This is a genomic window from Kineosporiaceae bacterium, assembly GCA_016713225.1.
In the GTDB taxonomy this organism is placed as follows: domain Bacteria; phylum Actinomycetota; class Actinomycetes; order Actinomycetales; family Kineosporiaceae; genus JADJPO01.
Map to the genome: position 1 here is coordinate 1 of JADJPO010000007.1, position 21,614 is coordinate 21,614.

Annotated in this window: 21 protein-coding genes, 1 tRNA gene and 3 pseudogenes; 6 read left to right on the plus strand and 19 right to left on the minus strand. The window is 70.8% G+C overall.

From position 1 onward, the window contains the following. Positions 1 to 319: laminin G (locus tag IPK24_21580; protein MBK8078078.1), on the minus strand; the 319-nt coding region annotated here is incomplete at its 3' end. Positions 320 to 330: 11 nt separating this feature from the next. Beyond that, positions 331 to 495, minus strand: coding sequence for a hypothetical protein (locus IPK24_21585; protein MBK8078079.1), 165 nt, complete (start codon positions 493 to 495; stop codon positions 331 to 333). 165 nt (positions 496 to 660) lie between these two features. Here IPK24_21585 and IPK24_21590 point away from each other — a divergent pair. From IPK24_21590 to IPK24_21600, 3 genes and pseudogenes are all read left to right on the plus strand, one after another. Next, positions 661 to 1,510, plus strand: a pseudogene (locus IPK24_21590) (NAD-dependent protein deacetylase). Positions 1,511 to 1,534: 24 nt separating this feature from the next. Further along, a pseudogene (locus IPK24_21595) lies at positions 1,535 to 1,763 on the plus strand (AbrB/MazE/SpoVT family DNA-binding domain-containing protein). A 54-nt stretch (positions 1,764 to 1,817) separates the two neighbouring features. Then, positions 1,818 to 2,561 (plus strand): nitroreductase family deazaflavin-dependent oxidoreductase, encoded by a 744-nt coding sequence (locus tag IPK24_21600; GenBank protein ID MBK8078080.1) that lies wholly within the window; start codon positions 1,818 to 1,820, stop codon positions 2,559 to 2,561. Here the strand turns inward: IPK24_21600 and IPK24_21605 are convergent. The 3 genes from IPK24_21605 to IPK24_21615 form a co-directional block, all read right to left on the minus strand. Continuing rightward, the gene (locus IPK24_21605; protein MBK8078081.1) at positions 2,458 to 3,387 is read right to left on the minus strand and encodes a hypothetical protein; all 930 of its coding nucleotides are present in this window, start codon (positions 3,385 to 3,387) and stop codon (positions 2,458 to 2,460) included. The genes IPK24_21600 and IPK24_21605 overlap by 104 nt on opposite strands. A 127-nt stretch (positions 3,388 to 3,514) precedes the next feature. Beyond that, complete coding sequence (locus IPK24_21610) at positions 3,515 to 4,213, minus strand: HAD-IA family hydrolase (GenBank protein MBK8078082.1); 699 nt, start codon at positions 4,211 to 4,213, stop codon at positions 3,515 to 3,517. Then, entirely contained in the window at positions 4,210 to 5,631 is a 1,422-nt protein-coding gene (locus IPK24_21615; GenBank protein ID MBK8078083.1) for a cystathionine beta-synthase, read from the minus strand. The genes IPK24_21610 and IPK24_21615 overlap by 4 nt, the downstream gene beginning before the upstream one ends. A gap of 171 nt (positions 5,632 to 5,802) precedes the next feature. Between IPK24_21615 and IPK24_21620 the strand changes: the two genes are divergently transcribed. After that, positions 5,803 to 6,861, plus strand: a complete 1,059-nt coding sequence (locus IPK24_21620; protein ID MBK8078084.1) for an SGNH/GDSL hydrolase family protein — start codon at positions 5,803 to 5,805, stop codon at positions 6,859 to 6,861. A gap of 14 nt (positions 6,862 to 6,875) precedes the next feature. Then, a pseudogene (locus tag IPK24_21625) lies at positions 6,876 to 7,903 on the plus strand (Lsr2 family protein). Positions 7,904 to 7,959: 56 nt separating this feature from the next. On the opposite strand, the gene IPK24_21630 reads toward IPK24_21625, so the two are convergent. The 8 genes from IPK24_21630 to IPK24_21665 form a co-directional block, all read right to left on the minus strand. After that, complete coding sequence (locus IPK24_21630; protein MBK8078085.1) at positions 7,960 to 8,286, minus strand: hypothetical protein; 327 nt, start codon at positions 8,284 to 8,286, stop codon at positions 7,960 to 7,962. Beyond that, positions 8,283 to 9,014 (minus strand): gamma-glutamyl-gamma-aminobutyrate hydrolase family protein, encoded by a 732-nt coding sequence (locus tag IPK24_21635; GenBank protein MBK8078086.1) that lies wholly within the window; start codon positions 9,012 to 9,014, stop codon positions 8,283 to 8,285. Before IPK24_21635 ends, IPK24_21630 begins: the two co-directional genes overlap by 4 nt. After that, the gene (locus IPK24_21640; GenBank protein ID MBK8078087.1) at positions 8,998 to 9,762 is read right to left on the minus strand and encodes a 3-oxoacyl-ACP reductase; all 765 of its coding nucleotides are present in this window, start codon (positions 9,760 to 9,762) and stop codon (positions 8,998 to 9,000) included. The genes IPK24_21635 and IPK24_21640 overlap by 17 nt, the downstream gene beginning before the upstream one ends. Positions 9,763 to 9,794: 32 nt before the next feature. Beyond that, positions 9,795 to 11,165: an aldehyde dehydrogenase gene (locus tag IPK24_21645; protein ID MBK8078088.1), complete on the minus strand. Its 1,371-nt coding sequence runs from the start codon at positions 11,163 to 11,165 to the stop codon at positions 9,795 to 9,797. 186 nt (positions 11,166 to 11,351) lie between these two features. Further along, positions 11,352 to 12,743: a glutamine synthetase gene (locus tag IPK24_21650; GenBank protein MBK8078089.1), complete on the minus strand. Its 1,392-nt coding sequence runs from the start codon at positions 12,741 to 12,743 to the stop codon at positions 11,352 to 11,354. Between the two features lie 185 nt (positions 12,744 to 12,928). Further along, complete coding sequence (locus IPK24_21655; GenBank protein ID MBK8078090.1) at positions 12,929 to 13,870, minus strand: sulfite exporter TauE/SafE family protein; 942 nt, start codon at positions 13,868 to 13,870, stop codon at positions 12,929 to 12,931. A 42-nt stretch (positions 13,871 to 13,912) separates the two neighbouring features. Next, entirely contained in the window at positions 13,913 to 14,722 is an 810-nt protein-coding gene (gene cysC, locus IPK24_21660; protein MBK8078091.1) for an adenylyl-sulfate kinase, read from the minus strand. A 472-nt stretch (positions 14,723 to 15,194) separates the two neighbouring features. Continuing rightward, entirely contained in the window at positions 15,195 to 15,998 is an 804-nt protein-coding gene (locus IPK24_21665; protein MBK8078092.1) for a Bax inhibitor-1/YccA family protein, read from the minus strand. A gap of 266 nt (positions 15,999 to 16,264) precedes the next feature. Here IPK24_21665 and IPK24_21670 point away from each other — a divergent pair, with 266 nt between their 5' ends. Then, positions 16,265 to 16,870 carry a TetR/AcrR family transcriptional regulator gene (locus IPK24_21670; GenBank protein MBK8078093.1) on the plus strand — a complete coding sequence of 202 codons (606 nt, stop codon included), beginning with the start codon at positions 16,265 to 16,267 and terminating at the stop codon, positions 16,868 to 16,870. A gap of 135 nt (positions 16,871 to 17,005) precedes the next feature. On the opposite strand, the gene IPK24_21675 is transcribed toward IPK24_21670, so the two are convergent. The 6 genes from IPK24_21675 to IPK24_21700 form a co-directional block, all read right to left on the minus strand. After that, positions 17,006 to 17,078: transfer RNA gene (locus IPK24_21675), tRNA-Leu, on the minus strand. 26 nt (positions 17,079 to 17,104) lie between these two features. After that, positions 17,105 to 18,043: a uracil-DNA glycosylase gene (locus IPK24_21680; GenBank protein MBK8078094.1), complete on the minus strand. Its 939-nt coding sequence runs from the start codon at positions 18,041 to 18,043 to the stop codon at positions 17,105 to 17,107. Then, the gene (locus IPK24_21685; GenBank protein ID MBK8078095.1) at positions 17,985 to 18,683 is read right to left on the minus strand and encodes a dienelactone hydrolase family protein; all 699 of its coding nucleotides are present in this window, start codon (positions 18,681 to 18,683) and stop codon (positions 17,985 to 17,987) included. Before IPK24_21685 ends, IPK24_21680 begins: the two co-directional genes overlap by 59 nt. Positions 18,684 to 18,881: 198 nt before the next feature. Beyond that, on the minus strand, positions 18,882 to 19,991 hold the full coding sequence (locus IPK24_21690; GenBank protein ID MBK8078096.1) for an AlkZ family DNA glycosylase: 1,110 nt from the start codon (positions 19,989 to 19,991) through the stop codon (positions 18,882 to 18,884). Positions 19,992 to 20,022: 31 nt separating this feature from the next. Further along, the gene (locus IPK24_21695; GenBank protein MBK8078097.1) at positions 20,023 to 21,165 is read right to left on the minus strand and encodes a hypothetical protein; all 1,143 of its coding nucleotides are present in this window, start codon (positions 21,163 to 21,165) and stop codon (positions 20,023 to 20,025) included. Then, the gene (locus tag IPK24_21700) at positions 21,162 to 21,584 is read right to left on the minus strand and encodes a PadR family transcriptional regulator (GenBank protein MBK8078098.1); all 423 of its coding nucleotides are present in this window, start codon (positions 21,582 to 21,584) and stop codon (positions 21,162 to 21,164) included. Before IPK24_21700 ends, IPK24_21695 begins: the two co-directional genes overlap by 4 nt. Positions 21,585 to 21,614 lie beyond the last annotated feature (30 nt).

The following is a 21,614-nucleotide window of genomic DNA, read 5'->3' on the forward strand; positions in this document are numbered from 1 at the left end:
AGCCGGCAACGCCAGCAGCGACCGCACCCCCAGGTTCGCCACCGGCGCACGTCAACAACGCACCGTTCGTGGCCGAGAACGCCGCCAACCGGTTGCGCGGATTGCCACCGGTCGAGGTGAACAGTCCACCCGCATAGACCACGTCACCGATGGTCTGCAGCGCCCGAACGGTCCCGTTCACCCCCGGCTGGAAATCCGTCAACAACTCACCCGTCGCGGCACTGAACACCGCCAACCGGTTACGGATTTTCCCGTTCACCTGGGTGAAATCACCACCCACATAGATCCGACGACCATCCGGGGACGCCGTGATCGCCACCCCCTGACCGTTCAACGACAGTCGATCTGCACCGTCGGCAATGCCGTCCCACTCGCGATCGCCGCCGCCGGCGAGGCCGCCACGACGCCCAGCCCGGACGCCGCTACCGCCGCCACCACACCACCGACGACCACCCGACGAACCCACGAACCCAGCACGCGTCTGCCCCACTTCATCGAATCTCGAACACCCAGAGTCACTCCAGACCACCCCAGGGCCCAGCTCGCGGCAGTCGACCACCGAATGTGGTCAGCTATGCCCTGGTCAACGGGCCGTTTCGCCATTCCTGCACGCGTTCGGCGAAACACCCGGGATCTCCACCACGCCTTACCATCACCACCATGACCCTGGCTCAGGGCGTACCCACCAACCGAGACGAACTCGCGTCGATCGCGGACGTCGTCCGCGGCTCGGCCGCCCTCGTGCTGACCGGCGCCGGCATGAGCACCGACAGCGGCATCCCCGACTACCGCGGCCCGGACGGCACCCGCCGGGTCGAGCCCATGCAGTACAGCGAGTTCGTGGCCTCGTCGGCGGCGCGGAGACGCTACTGGGCCCCGATCGTTCGTGGGCTGGCAGCGCATGGTGAGCGTGCGCCCGAACCCGGCCCATCACGCCGTGGCCCGGCTGCAGGCCGCCGGCCACCTCGGCCACCTGGTCACCCAGAACGTCGACGGGCTGCATCAAGCGGCCAGCAGCCCCAGGTGATCGAACTGCACGGGGCACTGCGCGACGTCCTCTGCCTGACCTGCGGCGAACGCTCCTCGCACCGTCCTGGACGCCCGGATGCGGGCCGACAACCCAGGTTTCGTCGTCCGCGGCGATGAGATCCGCCCGGACGGCGACGTCCGGCTCGACGAACTCGACGTCGAGCGGTTCGTGATGCCGCTGTGCCTCGACTGCGGACACGACACCCTCAAGCCGGATGTGGTCTTCTTCGGCGATTCGGTCCCCCGGGGCCGGGTCGAGTACTGCTTCGCCCTGACCGATGCCGCCAGCGCCCTGGTGGTGCTGGGCTCGTCCCTGGCGGTGATGTCGGGTTACCGGTTCGTCCGTCGCGCGGCGGCGCGCGGCGTCCCGATCGTGATCATCACCCGGGGACCGACCCGCGGGGACGGCGAGGCCACCCACCGGCTGGACGCCGCTCTGGCTCCGACGCTGACCCGACTGGCTGCCTCGCTCGGGTGCTGACCGGGCAGAGAGTAAATTCGTGACATGAGGGCGACCATCGACTCTGCCGGGCGATTGGTCATCCCCGAGCAGCTGCGCGATCGGCTCGGCCTGGTCCCGGGTCGAGGTGGAGTCGGACGGCGCAGACCTGAGAGTCCGCCCGATCGCCGCCGACGATCTGGCCGAGGACGACGGCTGGTTGACCGTTCCGGCCACTGGCACTGACGTGACCGATGCGGACGTGCAGGCGCTACGCGATGCCGACCAATGCTGACCACGAGGGCATGACGGCGTCGCGCACCGACGGGCGTCGCCTAGGCTCACCCTCATGCCATTGACCGGAGAGTACGAGCCGAACCCCGTCGGCTGGGTGCGTGAGCAGGTCGAGCGCTACCAGGCCAGCGGTGGCGCCGAGGCGAACACGTTGCGCGACACCGGGATCCCGATCATCTTGATCACCTGCCGGGGCCGCACGAGCGGCAAGTTGCGCACCTTCGCGCTGATGCGCGTAGAGCACGACGGCGAGTACGCCCTGGTGGCCTCCAAGGGCGGGGCGCCGGAGCACCCGGTCTGGTATCACAACCTGCTCGCCGCCCCCGACGAGGTCATGATCCAGGACGGGCCGGAGCCGTTCGACGTCCGGGTGCGCGAGCTGGACGGCGCCGAGCGCGCGCTCTGGTGGGATCGCTCGGTCGCGGTGTACCCGGCGTATGCCGAGTACCAGACCAAGACCGACCGGCAGATCCCGGGTGTTGCTGGCCACCAGGGCCTGACCTGGCGCAACCGGCGACGGAATCAGCTGCGCGACAACGTCTCGAGCCCGCGGACGCCGTCCGCCATCCGGTCGGCCGCGGCCGCCGCATCATGGATGCTGCGGGCGATCTCGCTGATGGTCTCGTTCTGTTCGGTGACGGTCGAGGCCCGGGGTGCTGTTCTGTTCCTGCAGTTCGCCCATGCTGGCCGAGATCTCACCGACCCGGGCCACGGCCTCGTCCACCTCGCGGCGGATCTCGGCCAGGGGTGGCCCCGATCGCCTGCGCATTCTTGCCCGACGCCTGGGCCAGACCCTTGACCTCGTGGGCCACGACGGCGAAGCCCTTGCCCATCTCGCCGGCGCGAGCCGACTCGATGGTGGCGTTGAGCGCCAACAGGTTCGTCTGTTCGGCGATCCCCTGAATCACCTCGGACGCCGCCATGATCTGGCCGCTGGCGCTGGCCAACCGTCCCATCACCTCGGTGGCGACCCGGGCCAGGTCGGCCACGTGCCCGGTGATGCCGTCGGTGCGCTGCGCGGTCTGCGACAGCTCGGCGAGGCTGGCGGCCATCTGCTCCACCGCGGCCGCGAGGGTGCGGGTCTGATCGCTGACCCCGGTGGCCGATTCGCTCAGCTCCGCCGAGTGCTCGGCGAGCTCGACCTGACGCTGTTCCCGGGCGGCCAGCGCCGCCTGTGCCTGTTCGGCCTGCTCGTGCTCGACCCGTTGCCGCTCGGCGGCGGCGACCTGCTCCAGCCGGGCGGCCTCCCGCTGATGCGTCTCGGTGTCACGCACCGCCTGATCGAGGCGAGCCCGCAGGGTGTGCATGAGTGAGGCCAGCCCCGCGAGCAACGGCAGCGCCGCCAGCGCGGTGAGGGACCCCGTGCGCCACCCCGAGGCGTTCACCATGGCAGCGGTGATCACCAACGACCCCAGCACGCTGACCCCGAGAATGTCAGCCCACTCGGCAGCGAGCCCGGTCCACACGAACAGCAGGACAGCCGTGCTGCACACGATCATCTCGACGCCATGGCTGGCCAGCGCCAGCGGCGTCAGGATGGCCGAGGCCAGGTAGGGCATGCTGCGCGGCAGCACAGGCGGCACGACGGCCCAGTCGATCCGCCACACCGAGGCACCGAAGATCATGGCGATCAGGCCACCGGCGGTCCAGAGCGCCCGGCCCTGGGCAGCGAGCCACAACCCGCCGAGCAGGAAGGTGGCCCCGCAGGCCACCCACAAAGGGCCGAGCAACCGACCCGTGACCGTGAAGTCGCTACCGGCCCCCTGGAGTACAGGTTCGCGTGGTGCAGTCACTGCTGAATCCTCGGCAGGCCGCGACCCGATCTTGATCAGGCGCGGTCGAGCAACCGATCGAACCAGGCGAGCGTGCTGACCGTGTCGATGTGCTGCATGGCCCGAATCCCGAGCGCCGAGGCGGCCTCGACGTTCTCGCTCGATCGTCGACGTAGGCCACCTCGCGGGCGGTGCAGCCCAACGCCTTCAACGTGTACTCGAACACCCGGGGATCGGGCTTGGCCATCCCCACCTCGTGCGAATAGACGATCGGGTCGAAGTCCTCCTGAAAGCGCAGCCGGCGCTCCTCCTCCCGCCGGGCGCCGTCGAAGGAGTTGCTCAGGATCGCCGTCCGGAACTGCGGCCGCAGCGAGCGAGCATAGCTGCGCACCATCTCGTTCGAGGTGCCGCAGTACCAGTCCCAGAAGTCCGCCATCCAGGCCTCGACCTGATCCGGCGTGAGGCTGAACCGGGTCGCGAGCTCGTCGGCCATGTGCCGCTCGGTGACCCGCCCCACCGCGAAGTCGACCGGGTCGTTCGCTGCGATGGCGTCGGCCAGGTCCTCGACCGGGACGCCGCTGCGCGCGTGCCACGCGTCGAGCAACCGCTCCACCGGCTCCTCGTGCACCAACACCGTGCCGACGTCGAAGATCACCGCGCGAATCGGGACCACGGTCATGATCCCGCCACGAAGCCCAGCAGGTCGTGTCGGGTCAGCACGCCCACGGGTTTGCCGTCGTCCACCACCATGAGAGCATCGGCGGTGCGCAGCGCCTCGCGGGCGGCGTCCACGCTCTCGCCGGTACCCACCAGCGGCAACGGAGCGCCCATGTGCCGCTCGACCGGGTCGGCCAACCCCGCCTTGCCGATGAACACGGCCTCGAGCAGGTCGCGTTCGTTCACCGATCCGGCGACCTCACCGGCCGTGATCGGCGGCTCGGCCTTGACCACCGGCATCTGCGAGACGTGGTACTCCCGCAGGATCGAGATGGCATCGCGAATCGTCTCGGTGGGGTGGGTGTGCACCAATGCCGGCATACCGGTCGAGCCGTCAGAGCCCTTGGCGCGCAACACATCAGCCACGGTCACCGTGCCGTTGCGGTGCAGGAATCCATAGGATGCCATCCACTCGTCGTTGAAGATCTTGGAGAGATACCCGCGGCCGCCGTCCGGCAGTAGGACGACGACCACTGCGTCCGGCCCGGCCTCGGCGGCCACCTGCACGGCGGCGACCACCGCCATGCCACACGAGCCACCGACCAGCAGTCCCTCCTCGCGGGCCAGTCGCCGGGTCATGGCGAAGGAGTCGGCGTCCGAGACCGCGATGATCCGGTCCGGCACGGCCGGGTCGTAGGCGCTGGGCCAGAAGTCCTCGCCGACTCCCTCGACCAGGTACGGCCGGCCGGTGCCGCCGGAATAGACCGACCCCTCCGGGTCGACGCCGATCACCTGCACCGGCCCGGAGGCGCGCGCAGCCGAGACCTCCTTCAGGTAGCGGCCCGTGCCGGTGATGGTGCCGCCAGTGCCGACGCCGATCACGACGTGGGTCACCAGCCCGGCGGTGTCCCGCCAGATCTCCGGACCGGTGGTGGCGTAGTGGCTGGCCGGACCCTCGGGGTTGGAGTACTGGTCCGGCTTCCAGGCGCCCTCGATCTCGCGGGTCAGCCGATCGGAGACCGAATAGTACGAATCGGGGTGATCCGGGGCCACGGCGGTCGGGCAGACCACGACCTGCGCGCCGTAGGCCTTCAGGACGTTGCGCTTGTCCTCACTGACCTTGTCGGGGCAGACGAACACACACCGGTACCCCCGCTGTTGCGCCACCAGCGCCAGGCCCACCCCGGTGTTGCCGGACGTCGGTTCGACGATGGTGCCGCCGGGGCGCAACCGACCGTCCGCCTCGGCAGCCTCGATCATGCGCAGCGCGATCCGGTCCTTCACCGAGCCGCCGGGGTTGAGGTACTCCACCTTGGCCAGAACCAGCCCCGACGGGGGGTGATCGGCTGCCTGGTCGCCGGATTCGTCGGCCATGACCCGGTTCAGCCGCACCAAGGGGGTCTCACCCACCAGGTCGAGCACCGTCTGGGCATAACGCATCGTCGGCATGCCGACATCCTGGCATCGCACCCGGATCAGGGCGCGTCCGAATGAAGTCCGGGACGGTCGGCACGAACCGTGCCGACCACGGCGTTACGGTGGCAGGGCAGATCCACATCACCATGCCCGCCACCGACCAGGTCGTCCACCCGAGCAGCAGAGCGAGGTCCGATGAGCCGTATCCGAGCAGCGCGCCGGATCGCCGCCACCGCGGCCTTCGGTGGCGGCGGCCTGGCCGGACTCGGCATGGCAGGGTTCGGTGTCCTGGTGGCCGAGGCCAAGCTCGCCCGGCGTCAGATCGGAACCCCCTACGGCAAGATCGGGCCCGAGGCGGACGGCCTGTACGGCGCCGGGTCGGGCGAACCGATTGACGTGGCCATGCTCGGCGACTCCAGTTCGGTGGGCCTGGGCGCCGACGACCCCCGGGCCACGCCGGGCGCGGTGATCGCCACCGGCCTGGCGGCCTTGTCGGGCCGGCCGGTCCGGCTCACCGTCGTGGGCGTCGTCGGCGCCGAGTCGGGTCAGCTCGACGCGCAGATCGACCTGCTGCTGCAGCGGATCCCGGCCCCCCACGTCGCCGTGATCTCGATCGGCGCCAACGACGTGACCCACCGCCTGGCCCCCGCGGTGTCGGTACGTCACCTGGACGGCGCGGTGCGCCGGTTGCGGGCACTGGGCACCGAGGTGGTGGTCGGCACGTGTCCCGATCTGGGCACCATCAAGCCGCTGGCCCAGCCACTGCGCTTCGTCGCCCAGCGCTGGAGCCGCCGGCTCGCCGCGGCCCAGACCATCGTGGTGGTGGAGGCCGGTGGCCGCTCGGTCTCGCTCGGCGACCTGCTCGCCGACGACTTCAGTGCACGCCCGCACGAGATGTTCGCCGCCGACCGGTTCCACCCCTCCGAGGCCGGCTACGCCCGCCTGGCCGCGGTGCTGCTGCCCAGCGTCTGCGCGGCCATGGGCCTGATGCCGGACGGCGGGCCGCAGCGTCCCGACGTCCGTCGCGGTGAGGGCGTGGACGACGTGGCGCACGCCGCCGTCCGGGCCGCAGCCTCGCCCGGCACCGAGGTGTCCGGCACCGAGATCGGTGGCGCTGCCCGTGGGCCGCGCGGCCGCTGGGCCGTGGTGTTGCGTCGGCGCCGCTCGGAGGTGCCCGAGCCGGCCGACCCCGAACCAGACCCCCCCGCCCCCGGTGATCAGGCGATCCGTGCACATTCGGCCGATGGTGCCTGATCTAGGCTCGCACCATGCCGGACGACTTCCTGGTGGCACACAACCCGGAACCGGACTCCCGGCTGCCCTACCTGATCCGGATCCCCCTGGGCACGGACGGCATCGTGCTGAAGGCCCGCGAGCTGTGGCCACGGGTGAGCAAGGTGTACTGCCACCGGGCTGACGGCTGGCCGAGGACGCCGAGGTGATCGAGCGAGTGCCGACCCGATCGTGCGTTCGGCGCGGCGCGGCGATCGACCTGGTGCTCGACCGGGGCCGCGAGAACCGCTCGCAACTGGTGTTCACGCATGCCCGCGGCCGCGAGGCGATCTTCTGGCAGACCGCCCGCACCGCCAAGCAGGCTCGCCCCGCCGTCCGTTCGCCCCGAGCTCGTGCCGGCGGGCAGGACGACGTCGAGATCCTGATCGACGTGCACGAGCGCTACGCCTGGACGTTCTCCGAGACCCAGGCAACCACCGCAAAACGCCCTCTGCCCGCTGGGGACTACGCCATCGAGCGGGACGGCGTGGTGGTCGCCGCGGTGGAGCGCAAGTCGCTGGCCGACCTGGTCGCCACCCTGACCGGCGGTAAGATGCGCTACCTGCTGGCCGATCTCGCCGCCCTGCCTCACGCCGCCGTCGTGGTCGAGGACCGCTACTCGCAGGTGTTCGCCCTGGATCGCGTCCGCCCGGCCGTGGTGGCCGACGGCCTGGCCGAATGTCAAGCACGGTTCCCGGCGGTGCCGATCATCTTCGCCGAGACCCGAAAACTGGCCCAGCAGTGGACCTACCGCTTCCTGGTGGCCTGCCGCGAGGAGGCGGGCGCCGACAGTCTGGTCGAGGCCCGGCTCGAGGACCTGGTGGCCGCCGGGCCACTCGACCCCGGACCGGCGCTACGGGGTCGGGTGGCTCGCGCCCTCCGCGCAGTCGGGGAACGGGATGCCTCGATCGGCCCCGACACCGCCGCCGTGCGCGCCTGGGCGCGCGAGCAGGGCCTGCCGGTGGCGGACCGGGGGCGCCTTCGCCCCGAGGTCATCGCGGCCTACCTGGCTCGCACGGAATGAGGACCAGGTGCCCCGCCCTGGCGACAGCGCCCCGGCGTCGGCTCAGAGGCGACGGCTCAGATCCGACCGGCCAGCTCGCGCAACAGCACGACGGCTTCGGCGATCTGGGTCGGCTGCTGCGCCGCGGCCACATCCTGAGCCAGCACCCTGACCTGGTCACCGAGGGCATGTGCCCCGAGAACCGGCACCGGACGGCGCTCGCGCCCCTCGGCGTCCGCCCCCAGATCGGCGAGTTGTTGCAGCACGGTGCGAATGTCGCTCAGAGCCGTTGCCGCCGCATCCGACTCCCGCGCTGCCAACCGAGGACCGACCACCGCGAGCCGGTCGGCCACGCTCTCGGCCCGCCGCAACAATTCGGCCGGTCCCGCCGACTCGGCGCTCACGAACCGGCCGCAGCCGCGCTGACCAGCGCCCGGAACAGGCTCATGTCCTGGCCCACCTCGGGGTGCCACTGCACGCCGACGCAGAACGGCAGCGCCGGGTCCTCGGCGGCCTCGATGAGACCGTCCGGGGTCCAGGCGGTGGCGACCAGGCCGTCGGCGAGACGGTCGATGCCCTGGTGGTGGTAGGCCGGAACCCCTTCCAGCGCAGTGCGTCCCAGCGCCTGTGCCAACCGGCTGCCATCGGCGACCTTGATCGGGTGGGTGCCGTAGATCCCCGCACCGGGTGATCCGTCGTGGTCGCCCAGCACGTCGGGCAGGTGCTGGTGCAGCGTGCCGCCGCGGGCGATGTTCAGCACCTGCAGGCCCCGGCAGATGGCCAGCACCGGCAGCTCACCGGTGATGGCCTCGGCCAGCAGCCCCAGCTCCGCGGCGTCCCGATCGGGTTGCGAGGGTTGGGTGTTGGCGTCGCGAGCAGCGCCGTAGCGGGCCGGGTCGACGTCCGGCCCCCCGATCAGCAGCAGCGCGTCGAGCCGCTCGAGCACCGGCTCGATCAGCCCCGGCAGCGGCGGCAACAACACCGGGATGCCGCCCGCGCCGACAACAGCGTCCACGTAGGCCCGCGGCACCAGCACGGCATCGGTGTCCCAGACCCCCCATCGGGCCGGCACCGCGTAGGCGCTCAGCCCGATGACGGGGGCTCGCGACGGCCCGTCAGAGGGGCGTGACATACGCACCCGTGATGCCGCCGTCCACCAGGAAGTTGCTCGCCGTGATGAAACTGGCGTCGTCGCTGGCCAGGAAGGCCACCGCGGCGGCCATCTCCTCGGGCTGGCCGAACCGGCCCATCGGCACGTGCACCAGCCGGCGCTGGGCGCGCTCCTCGTCCTTGGCGAACAGCTCCATCAGCAGCGGGGTGGCCACCGGGCCGGGCGAGAGCGCGTTGACCCGCACGCCCTCGCGCGCGAACTGGACGCCGAGCTCGCGGGTCATCGCCAGCACGCCGCCCTTGCTGGCGGTGTAGCTGATCTGCGAGGTCGCCGCCGCCAGGGTCGCCACGAACGAGGCGGTGTTGATGATCGAGCCCTTCTTCCGCTCGAGCATGTACGGCAGCACGGCCTTGCAGCCGAGGTAGACCGAGGTCAGGTTGACGTCCTGCACCCGGCGCCAGGCCTCGATCCCGGTGGTCAGGATCGAGTCGTCGTCCGGGGGCGAGATGCCCGCGTTGTGGAACGCCACGTCGACCTGGCCGTAGGCCTTGACCGTCTCGGCGTACATCCGCTCGTTGTCCTCGGGGCTGGTCACGTCGACCTGGATGAACAGGCCGTCGAGCTCCTTGGCGAGGGCCTCGCCGGCCTCGGGGTTGACGTCGGCGATGACGACGGTGGCGCCCTCGGCGGCCAGCCGGCGCGCGCTGGCGGCACCGATGCCGCTCGCGCCTCCGGTGATCAGCGCGACGCGGTTCTCGAAGCGGTTCACGGTTCTCCTTTGTTCGCTGGCTCTCGTCGTGATCAGTCGTGGGCGAAGAAGACGTTCTTGGTCTCGGTGAACGCGGCCAGTGCGTCCGGGCCGAGCTCGCGACCCAGACCCGACTGCTTGAAGCCGCCGAACGGCGTGGCGTACCGCACCGAGGAGTGCGAGTTCACCGACAGGTTGCCCGACTCCACCCCGCGCGCCACTCGCAACGCGCGGCCGACGTCGCGGGTCCAGATCGAGCCGCTCAGGCCGTACTCGGTGTCGTTGGCCAGTTCGATCGCCTCGGCCTCGTCGCGGAACGGCATCACGGCCACCACCGGGCCGAACACCTCCTCGCGCCACACCTTGTCCTGGGCCGAGCGGGGCAGGACGACGGTCGGCGGGTACCAGAAGCCCGCACCGTCCGGCGCCGAGCCCCGGAACGCGATGTCGACCGGCTCGGTGGCGTTCTCGACGTAGGAGCGCACCGTCTCGCGGTGGGCCGCCGAGATCAGCGGACCCATCTCGGCGTCCGCCTCACCCGGCGAGGTGACCTTGACCCCGGCGACGGCGGGCTCGAGCAACCCGAGGAACGTCTCGTACACGCTGGCCTCGACCAGGATGCGCGACCGGGCGCAGCAGTCCTGACCGGCGTTGTCGAACACCCCGTAGGGCGCGGTGGCGGCGGCCTTCTCGAGGTCGCTGTCGGCGAAGACGATGTTCGCGCTCTTGCCGCCCAACTCGAGCGTGACCCGCTTGACCTGCGACATCGCCTGGGCGGCGAGCCGGGTGCCGACCTCGGTGGACCCGGTGAACACGAGCTTGCGCACCAGCGGGTTGTCGACGAAGCGCTGCCCCACCACGCTGCCCTTGCCCGGCAGCACCTGGAACACGTCCGCCGGGATGCCCGCCTCGAGGGCCAGCTCGCCGAGCCGGATCGCGGTCAACGGGGTGAGCTCGGCCGGTTTGAGCACCACGGTGCAGCCCGCGGCCAACGCCGGTGCGAAGCCCCAGCCGGCGATGGGCATCGGGAAGTTCCACGGCACGATCACGCCGACGACGCCGATCGGTTCGCTGAAGGTGACGTCGAGCCCGCCGGCGACCGGGATCTGCTTGCCGAACAACCGCTCGGGCGCCGCCGAGTAATAGGTCAGCACGTCCCGGACGTTGCCCGCCTCCCAGCGGGCGTTGCCCAGGGTGTGGCCCGCACCGGCGACCTCGAGGGCCGCCAACTCGTCGACGTGGGCGTCGACGACATCCGCGAACCGCCGCAACAACCGCCCCCGGTCGGCCGGAGCCACCGCCCGCCACGCCGGCCAGGCCGCGTGCGCCCGCGCGATCGCGGCGTCGGTGGCCGCGCCGTCCAACTGGGTGACGGTGGCCGCCACCTCTTCGGTGGCCGGATTGATCACCCGGTAGCTACTCATCGCCGAAACTCTCCTCGTCGTGCCGTCCGAAACCACGTCGTCCGAAACCACGTCGTCCAAACCTGCTCATGCTCCGTGGGTGACTGCTCGTACTCCGCAGCTGACGCGGAAATCGGGACGTATCCACTGCATCCTGTGTCACCTGCGGAGCATGAGCGGGTTGGGTGGGGGTTGTAGTGCCCGGCATCAGAAGCGCTCGAAGCACCGAACCCGCTCCCAGTCGGTGACGGTGGCCTCGAAGGCGGCCAGCTCGACGTCCGCGGCATTGACGTAGTGGTCGACCACCTCGTCGCCGAACGCGTTGCGCGCCAACACCGACGTGGCGAACAGGTCGCGCGCCTCGCGCAACGTGGTCGGCACCCGCGGCCGCTCGGCGACATAGGCATTGCCCTGCAGCGGGGCCTCGAGGGACAACTCGGTCTCGATCCCCCACAACCCACCGGCCAGCATCGCCGCCACCGCCAGATACGGGTTCACGTCCCCGCCCGGCACCCGATTCTCGAGTCGCAACGCCGACCCCTTGCCGACCACCCGGATCGCGCAGGTGCGGTTGTCCTCACCCCAGGCGACCGCGGTCGGTGCGAAGGTGCCGGGCTGGAATCGCTTGTAGGAGTTGATGTTCGGCGCATAGAGCAGGGTGAACTCGCGCAACGTGGCCAGGATTCCGGCGACGAAGGAGTTGAAGATGTCGCTGCGGCCACCCGGGGACGGCGACCCGTCGGGCTCGCGCGCGAAGACCGTCTCGCCACCCAGGCCCCGCAGACTCAGGTGGATGTGGCAGGAGTTGCCCTCGCGCTCGTTGAACTTGGCCATGAAGGTGAGCGCCTTGTCGTGCTGGGCGGCGATCTCCTTGGCGGCGGTCTTGTAGACCACGTGTTGATCGCAGGTGGTGATGGAGTCGGCGAATTTGAAGGCGATCTCGTGCTGACCGAAGTTGCACTCACCCTTGGCCGACTCCACGACCAGACCGGCGCGGTCCATGTGGTTGCGGATGTCGCGCAGCAACGGCTCGACCCGCGTCGTCCCGATGATCGAGTAGTCCACGTTGTACCGATTGGACGGCGTGAGCGCGCGATACCCGGAGTCCCAGGCCTGCTCGTAGGTGTTGTCGAAGACGATGAACTCGAGCTCGGTACCGGCGTAGGAGACGAAGCCCATGTCGGCGGCCCGGTCGGCCTGCGCCATCAGGATCTGGCGCGGCGACTGCACCACCGGACGGCCGTCCAGCCACAGCAGGTCGCACTGCACCATCGCGGTCGCAGGCAGCCAGGTGACCGGGCGCAGGGTCGACAGGTCCGGCCGCAGCACGAAGTCGCCGTAGCCGGTCTCCCACGAGCTCATCGCGTACCCGCCGACGGTGTTCATGTCGACGTCGACGGCGAGCAGGTAGTTGCAGCCCTCGGTGCCGTGGGCCAGCACCTCGTCGACGAAGTAGCGGCCGTGGATCCGCTTGCCCGCGAGCCGGCCCTGCACGTCGGTGAACACCACCAACACGGTGTCGACGTGACCGGAGGCGACGGCCTCCTTCAACGTGTCGACCGTCATCGGCACGTGGGACGCAGGGGCGCTCTCGGCCATGGATCTCTCCTTCTCGACCCCCCCGGGCGGCACGTGGTGGACACGTGAGTGGCGAGCGACATGCTCCACCATGCGAGGCGCTGCCGTCTCGCAATCGGCCCGGTGATCCGGCAAATCTCATGCGGCCGGACGGCGCCGCGCGACGATCTGCGTGCTCAGGCGACAGGTGCTCAGGCGACAGGTGCTCAGGCGACAGGCTGCGGGACGGCGGGGTCGCCGTCCCGATCGGCCCGCTCCCCCTCACGCTGACGCACCGCGGCCCAGACCAGCGGCCCCAGGACCACGGCCAGGGCGATCACGAGCCCCAGGTGCATCGTGGGCAGATCCAGCAGCTTCAGACCCGAGGCCAACAGCACGACGGCCAGTGCCCGACGGATCAGCCAGCCCGGGGCGCGGGACGACAGCTGCGCGCCCAGGTAGACCCCGGGGATCGAGCCGAGCAGCAGTGAGGCGGTCAGGTCGAACTGGAAGTCCCCGAACAGCACGTGTCCCAGCGCGGCACTGGCCACCAAGGGCACCGCCTGCACCAGGTCGGTGCCGACCAGCCGGTTGGCGGTCAGGCTCGGATACAGCGCGATCAACGCGATGATGATCAACGAACCGGACCCGACCGAGGTCATGCCCACGATCAGCCCGCCGGCCGCACCGATCAGCACGGTGGGTAGCGGCCGGACGACGATCGGCACGTCCTCGGGCTCGATCACCTCCTCACCCCGCCGGGCCGCGGCCTCACGGCGCACCCGGGCGACCATGCCCGTGTAGGCCTTGTAGACCATGGCGGCCGCAGCGACCAGCAGGGCCACCCCGAGCGAGGTCTTGACCACTGCCTGCACGTCGCCGGAGTTGCCCAGCGCCCGCAGCACCAGCACCCCGACGAACGCACTCGGCACCGAGCCGACCATGAGCCACCGCACCAGCGGCCACTGGATGGTGCCGCGCCGCATGTGCACCCAACTGCCGACCGGCTTCATCACGGCTGCGGCGACCAGGTCACTCGACACGGCCGCCAGCGGCGTGATCCCGAACAGCAGCACCAGCACCGGGGTCATCAGGGCACCGCCGCCCATGCCGGTGAGGCCGACGACGAAGCCGACGATCAACCCGGCCAGCACCACCAGGACGTCCACCAGCCACCCCTCACCACATCGCGTTGCGTCGCGCCTCTCGCACTACCGGACGTCATCGGCCAGGTAGCCGCGCTCCTGAAGCATCCGCCACAGGCGATTCACACACTCCTGGACGGATATGTCCGAGGTGTCGAGCACGATATCGGCATCACTGGGTGGTTCGTACGGCGAGCTGATGCCGGTGAAGTCGGCGATCTCGCCCCGGCGGGCCTTGGCGTACATCCCCTTGCGGTCGCGTCGTTCACACTCGGCCAGCGGGGTGGCGACGTGCACCAGCAGCAGGTCTCCTCCCGCCTGCTCGACCATGGAACGCACCTCGGCCCGCCCGGCCGCGAACGGCGCGATCGGCGCACAGATCGCGGTCCCGCCGTGCCGGGCGACCTCGGCCGCCACGAACCCGATCCGGCGGATGTTCGCCTCTCGGTCGGCCACCGAGAAGCCGAGTCCGGCCGACAGCAGCCGGCGCACCTCGTCGCCGTCCAGCATCGACAGCGTGCGCCGACCGTCCTCGATCAGGGCCTCGGCGAGCGCCTTGGCCACCGTGGACTTGCCCGACCCGGACAGGCCCGTGAAGAAGAGCACCAGGCCGCGCTGCGCGGCCGGCCGGACGGCGCGCGCCAGCTCGGCGGTGAAGGCAGGGTGGACCTCGCGCCGAGCCGCGCTCACACCGGCACTGCGGATCTCGGCCGCTCCGTAGGCGGCCATCGCCGGCCCCGCCAGCTCGACCTGGTCAGCGGGCAGCGCCAGCGGCACCACCAGTTCGCCCGGGTCGGCCAGGCGCCGAGCAGCCCGCCACAGGGCCTCGGCGCCGAGACCACCAGTGCTCTGGGCGTCCCACCCGTCGCCGACCATCACGAGCCAGAGGAGCACCGCCCCCTGCTCGGCGGCCGCTGCCCGAGCGGCGGCCACCTGCGAGGCCGGCGCCGGGCCGGTCAGGCTCACCGCGATGACCGGCCGTCCCGCCACGGCCTCCCTCACCTGCGCCGGGGTGCGGCGGTGGCTGCGCACGGGGCCGTGCGCGAACGGGCGTAACCCGCGTACCCGGGGCACGCCGTCCGGGGCGAAGGTCAGCTCGGCGACCGGGGTGCCCTCGGCGTCCTCGACCAGCACCCCCGCGTGAGCTGCCTCGGGCAGTTCACCCAGCGCACCGTCCGGCAGGTGGCCGAGCACGCCGCCGACCACGAGCTCGATGAGCTCGAGCGTGGCGTGCGAGGGGTGCCAACCGGGCAGGACAGGAGCGACCACCATGGCGGGATCGTGTCACAAACGGCGACAGCCCCTCATCATGGCGTGACCATGATGAGGGGCTGTCGGGTGGAGCGGATCAGTCGTTGCCCCGCAGGATGGCGAGCAGACGCAGGATCTCGAGGTAGAGCCAGACCAGCGTGACCACCAGGCCGAACGCGGCGGTCCAGGCGTAGACCTTGGGGATGCCGTTGCGGATGCCCTGCTCGACGAAGTCGAAGTCGAGCACCAGGAAGAACGAGGCCAGCAGGACGCCGAACGCACTCAGCGCCACCGGCAGCAGACCGCCGCCGGAGTAGATGCTGCTCCAGGCGCCGAACATGACGCCGAGGAAGTGCACCAGGCCGAACACCATGTAGCCGACCCCGGCGATCATCAGGGTCTTCTGGAACTTCGGGCTGTTGCGGATCACGCCGGTCTTGTAGAGGCCGAGCATGGCGCCGAAGGCGCACAGCGTGCCGACGATGGCGTGGACGATGATGTCGTTGCCCTGCCAGAGGGCGTAGACGGCACTGATACCACCGACGAACACACCCTCGACGAGGGCGTAGGCGAACATCAGCGGCGGGCTGGGCACCTTCTTGAACTGGGCCACCATGGCGAGCACGAAGCCCACCAGGCCGGCGCCGAGCACGAGCATGAACTGCTCGGGCTTGATGAACCAGTAGGTCGGCACGGCGGTGACCAGCAGACCACCGAACAGGGCGGCGGTGCGGACGACGACGTCGTCCAGGGTCATCCGGTTGGTGTCGACCGAGGTCGCGGACGGCGCCCGGTACATGTCCTCGATCGTGCTGGCGGGGGGTGTCGCGGGGTTGAAGGTCGCGTACCCACCGGTCTTGAACTCACCGCTGCGGCTGAAGACGGGGTTGCGGCTCTCCATCGGTCTCTCCATGGGGTCGAGATCGTGACTGTGTTCGACCGGGCACCACGCCCGGCTGGTACTCAAGGTAATGCCGAACGTCCCGGAATGGTTCCCGCACCTGCCGATGACACCCTCGTGGATCATGCCGGCGGGCCTCGAGGTAGGTTCGGGGGCATCCGAATAGCCTCCGGCACCCGGTCGACGATCGGCATCACGCGTCACCCGTGCCCTCTGCGTCGCCACGGCGACTCCGTGCTGCTCGAGACTCGCGTCCATACAGACGTATGACTGACACCTCCGTACGCACCCGGTTGCTGGAAGGCACCCTCGAGGTGCTCGGGGCGCACGGAGTGGCCGGTACGACGTCCCGCCGGATCGCCGACGCGGCCGGGACCAACCTGCAGGCGATCACGTATCACTTCGGGTCCAAGGATGCCCTGGTCGGTCAGGCGCTGGTGCACGCCGTCCGGCGGTGGCTCGAACCGGTGCGCCAGGCCCTGGCCCGGGTCGACACTGATCCGATCGGGGGGTTGGTCGCTGCGGTGTTCACGCTGCAACAGTCGCTGGCGCAGGCCCGCACCCGGCTACCCGCCTACGTCGAGGCGCTGGCCGCGGCCACCCGGCACGAGCAGGTGCAGGACGAGATCGTGAGCCTGCTCCGTGAGATGCGGGACGACGTGGCGGCACGGATCCGCGAGCTCGCCGCGACCGGGCTCCTGGCCGACTGGGCCGACCCCGAGGCCATCGCCGCGCTGCTCGTCGCCGCAGGCGACGGGTTCGTGCTGCACGCGACCCTCGACCCCGAGGGATACGACCTCGATCGTGCCCTGAGCCAGGTGGTTCAGGTGCTGCTCGCGGCTCGCCGGGTGGGTCCGGACGACAAAGGCTGAGCGGCGCGCAGCGGCGGCTCGGTACCCCCGGCGGGAGCCGCGGTCTCCGTCCGGACTGCGTCCTGCCGGTTCCCGCTCCCGTCGTCACCGTCGGGGTTCCCGGCCGACGCAGCGCTTCGCGCAGCGTCGGCTCGGTACCCCCGGCGGGACTCGAACCCGCACTGGAGCGCTTTTAAGGCGCCTGCCTCTGCCATTGGGCTACGGGGGCCTGGGCCGCCAGCCTAGAGGGCTGGATCAGGGGTTGGTCCGGGTTGGCCCCGGGCCGGGCGGTGCGAGACAGGCGGCGATCGCGTCGTCCAGCATCTGCTCGGTCAGCCGACCCGTGAAGGTGTTCTGCTGACTCACGTGGTAGCTGCCGACGAGGCGGATCGGGTCGCCGGCCGGTCGGCCGAGTTGCACCTGGGCGCCGTGGCCGAAGCGAGGCCTGGGCCGCGGCACCTGCCAGCCCAGCCGGGTGGCGCACGCCAGCGCGGCCTGCCAGGCAAATCCACCCAGGGCCAGCATCGAGACCAGCGTCGGGTCGAGCAGGCGCACCTCGGCGTCCAGCCAGGGGGCACAGGTGTCACGCTCGGTGGGCGTCGGCCTGTTGTCCGGCGGCGCGCAACGCACCGGCGCCGCGATCCGGACGCCGCGCAGCCACTGGCCGTCGGCCGCGTGCAGGCTGTGGGGCTGGGCGGCCAGGCCGGCTCGATGCAGCGCGGCGAAGATCCAGTCCCCGGAACGGTCGCCGGTGAACACCCGGCCGGTGCGGTTGCCACCGTGCGCCGCCGGGGCCAGGCCGACCACGAGCAGCTGCGCCCGTGAGTCGCCCCAACCGGGTACCGGGCGCCCCCAATAGGGTTCCGCCGCAAAGGATCTGCGCTTGGCGACCGCCACCTCTTCACGCCAGGCGACCAGCCGAGGGCAGGCCCGGCAGACGCTCACCCGGGCATCCAGGGCATCCAGCCCGCCCACCCCGACGGCATCCGCGACGGCGAGCCGGCGCACGTCGTCCGGGGTGTGCGCGATCGGGGTGTGAGCGTCGGCCGGGTCGCCCGGCCAGCCGGTTCCCGCCTCGACCGGCGAGGCGAACGCTCCGCCGGCGAACGGGTGGGGCAGCACCGTCACCTCGCACTCAGCGCAGGTGCTCGCCGAAGAACGCCAGGGTGCGCTGCATCGCCGAGCCGGCCGCATCGGCGTCGTAGACCTCGGGGCGGTCGTCGTTGAAGAAGGCGTGCTGGGTGCCCGGATAGTCGTGGCACTGCACCGATCCGCCGCCGGCTGTGATGGCCGCGACGGCCGTCTGGATGCCCGGCGCGGCCGAGGTGCCGTCGCCCTCGGAGCAATGGATCATCGCCGACTTGCCGGCATAGCTCGGCCACGCCGGGTCCATCCGCTCCCACGGCACCGCGGGGTAGAAGCCCACGGCGGCCACCACGGGTTCGGCCACGGTCGCGCTCCACAGGGCCAGCGAGCCACCCATGCAGAACCCGATCGCTCCGATGCCTTGTCCCGTCACAGCTTCCAGTCCCGACAGGTACGCGGCGGCGCCGGCGATGTCCTGAGCGGCGCGGTCCATCGCCAGGCCCATCAGCAACCGCATCGCCTCGTCCGGCTCGTCGGTGGCGACACCGTGATAGAAGTCCGGCGCCAACGCGACGTACCCGGCCTGCGCGAACCGATCGGCCAGGTTCTTGATGTGGCCCACCAGACCCCACCATTCCTGGATCACGATCACGCCGGGCCCGCTGCCACCGGCTGGGATGGCCAGATAGCCCTCCGCCGTGCCGCCGTTGCTCGGAAAGGTCACCATCGCGCCGCTGCCATCGGTCATGCGGGTCACCTTGACACATCAGGACTGCCGACCGCCCGGAGCCGGCGACACTGTCCGACAGTCGTCGGCACTGGCCCGCCCGGTGAGGCACTGTGCTGGCGGCAGAACATCAGCACAGTGCACTGCGGGCATCACCGTGCCCTCACCGCATCACAGAGGCGTCAGCCCTGGACGTAACGGCCCCGGACGCCCGCGGGTTCAGCGGGGCTCGACGAAGCGCAGCTGCGGCGTCCGGCCGAGGAAGGCGCCATAGCGGGCGGCTGCCTGCTCGGCCGCGGCGAGTTCGTCATCCGCCAACGGCCGCAACAGCTCGACGTCGAACCGCACCTGTCGCGGCTGCACGGTACGGCGCATCCGGCCGAGCACCTGCCCGTCGACGACCAGCATGCCCACGGCCGGCTCTCGCCCGGGGGTGAGCAGGCCGGCGGCGTCCAGCATGATGCGGGAATCCTGGTACCCGCGGTAGTACTCGTCGAGCAATTGCAGCAGGTGTGCCCGGGGCGAGCTGCGATCGAGGCCGGGGTCGGCGGTGGCGCACCAGAAGGTACGGCCGTCGTGCTCGAAGGAGTCCAACTGAGCGGACGCCGCGGCGAGCCCGGCGCGCACGTCGGTCAGCGGCAGCGTGGCCCAGTAGGCCAGATCGCGTTCGGTCGCCGGGCCGTGGCTGGTCATGTAGCGCAGCGCGAGTTCGGCGAGGGCCTCGTCACGGTCGAGGCGTCGGGCGTTCGGGGCGCGTTCGTCGAGCAGGGCATAGGTCTGCTTGGCGGCCTGGCCGTGACCCCGCTGAACTCCACTGCAGATCAGCGCTTCCTGTTCGGCCAACCCGACGACGAGCATCAGGGCCTGCCCGGAGTCCGGCAACTGGTGTGCTGCCAGACGTTCGCCGAGTTCGGGTCGGGTGAGGTGACCCTCGGTGAGCGCCTCGACCACCACGTCGATGGCGCGGCGGGCCGTCGCATCGTCCAAGCCCACGGTGCGTTGTTGTTGCCGGAACAACCGCCGGACGGCGGGCGCGGTGAGCTCGACCAGCCACCGGATGTCGTCCGCGTGTACGTAGTGCCAGGTCGGCCGCAACACGTGCGAACGCACGAACTCGCCGGCGTCCAGGGATCGGCCGATGTCGCTCTCGCCCAACGGATCACCGTTCTCGGACGGCGCGGTGCGGGTCGCGACCGCCCATGCCGATTGCGAGGGGTTCTCGGCCTGGACGGCGAGCAACGAGCGCACCGTGGCCGCCGGATCGGGCGGGCGCCACCCGGCCAGATGCTGGGAGTGCAGGCGCCACACCGCGATTCGGCGAGGGGTCATGCGGGCAGGCTAGCGGTTCACCGGGACTGGCTCACGGGGACGGGCTCACGGTGGGCAGCGGCGTGCCTGCGGCACTCGCCGTAGGCCTGGGTTCACCGGACAGTGCGCCCGAGGGCTGAGCGGACGGACCGCCGGCCGGGGACGGCGTGGCCGTGGCCTCAGGGTAGGCCGATCCGTCGATCCCGACCACGCGCGGCACGAGGCCCTGCGGCACGGGGGCCGCCGCAGGAGCGCCCACCGACGCGCCCATCGGAACTCCGTTGCTGTCCGAGGCGCCGCGCCATTCGAGCTTCTGCTGACGAAGCGGGAACACGTTCCACACCACGCGACCTTGGTCGGTGACAGCCGCGATCTGGGCTGCGCCGGCCACTGGGGGCATTCCTTCGTAGTACGTGGTGGGGTCGCCCTCCCACAACGGCGCACGGGCCGAGTCGCCCACCGACAACGGCTTGCCGTTCTCGTCGAACAACTGGATGTCGCTCAAGGGCCTGCCCTGGGCGTCGTACACCAGCACGTTGCGCACCTCCGTGCCGTTGAGCCACAACCCGTTCTGCGGAGGAAGGGACATGGTGTCGAACACGGTGTTGGGGGTGGTCAGGCGCTCGATCCCGTTGGGCACCATCAGGATCGCCGCCGCGTTGATCGCCAGGAATCCGATGCGCAGCACCAGGTTGCGTCGCGCCCAACCGCGACGTCCAGCCTGCACGCTGAAGAACAGCAGCACGGCGAAGAGCGCGATCAGACCCCAGGTGAGTCCCTGGTAGCCGGCGCCGAAGAACACCACGGCGAACAGGCCTGCTCGCATCAGCCACCATGCCGGACGCAACGCGAGCGCGAAGTCGCGGACGGCCGGCCACCACGGCTGGCGCTCCAACCGCGCCACCACGATGGCACGCTGCGCGCGGACCAACGTGACCAGGCCCGCCGCGCGCCGTCCCCCTGTGGCGGCGCGCGGCGGCAGTCCGGCGGCCGAGCGCAGTTCGGCGGCGTAGTCGGCCGGTGAGCCGAACCGTTCGATGCCGGAGGTCGCGCCGCCATCGGTCAGCGCGTCGTCCAGGTCGGCCTCCAAACCGCCTGTCAGGTCATCGATCTCGTCCGGGGTCAGATCATCGAGCGCGCGGCGCACCGCGGCGACGAATGCGGCGACCTCGGGGTGGGTGACGGAGGTGTTCATCGCACCGGCTCCCTGCTGCTCGTGATGGTGGTGGTGGCTCGAGACTCGGAGCTGCCACCCAGAGCGGTGGTCAGCGGCCGGGTGTCCCGGATGTCGTGCCCGGCATCGGCGAGCAGTCCGGTCATGGTGGCAGCGAAGCCGGCCCAGGTCTGCGACTGCTCGGCCAACAGTGCCCGGCCGTGGGGGTTGATGCCGTAGTACTTGCGATGCGGGCCCTCGTCGGAGGGAACCACGTAGGAGGTCAGGGCGCCGCCGCTGTAGAGCCGGCGCAAGGTGCCGTACACCGAGGCGTCCCCCACGTCGTCCAGCCCGGCCGACCGCAGGCGACGCACGACGTCGTAGCCGTATCCGTCCTCGGTGGAGACCACCGCCAGGACGGCGAGATCGAGCACCCCCTTGAGCAACTGCGTCGTATCCACACGCCCACCTCCCGAATCCGCTGATGCGAG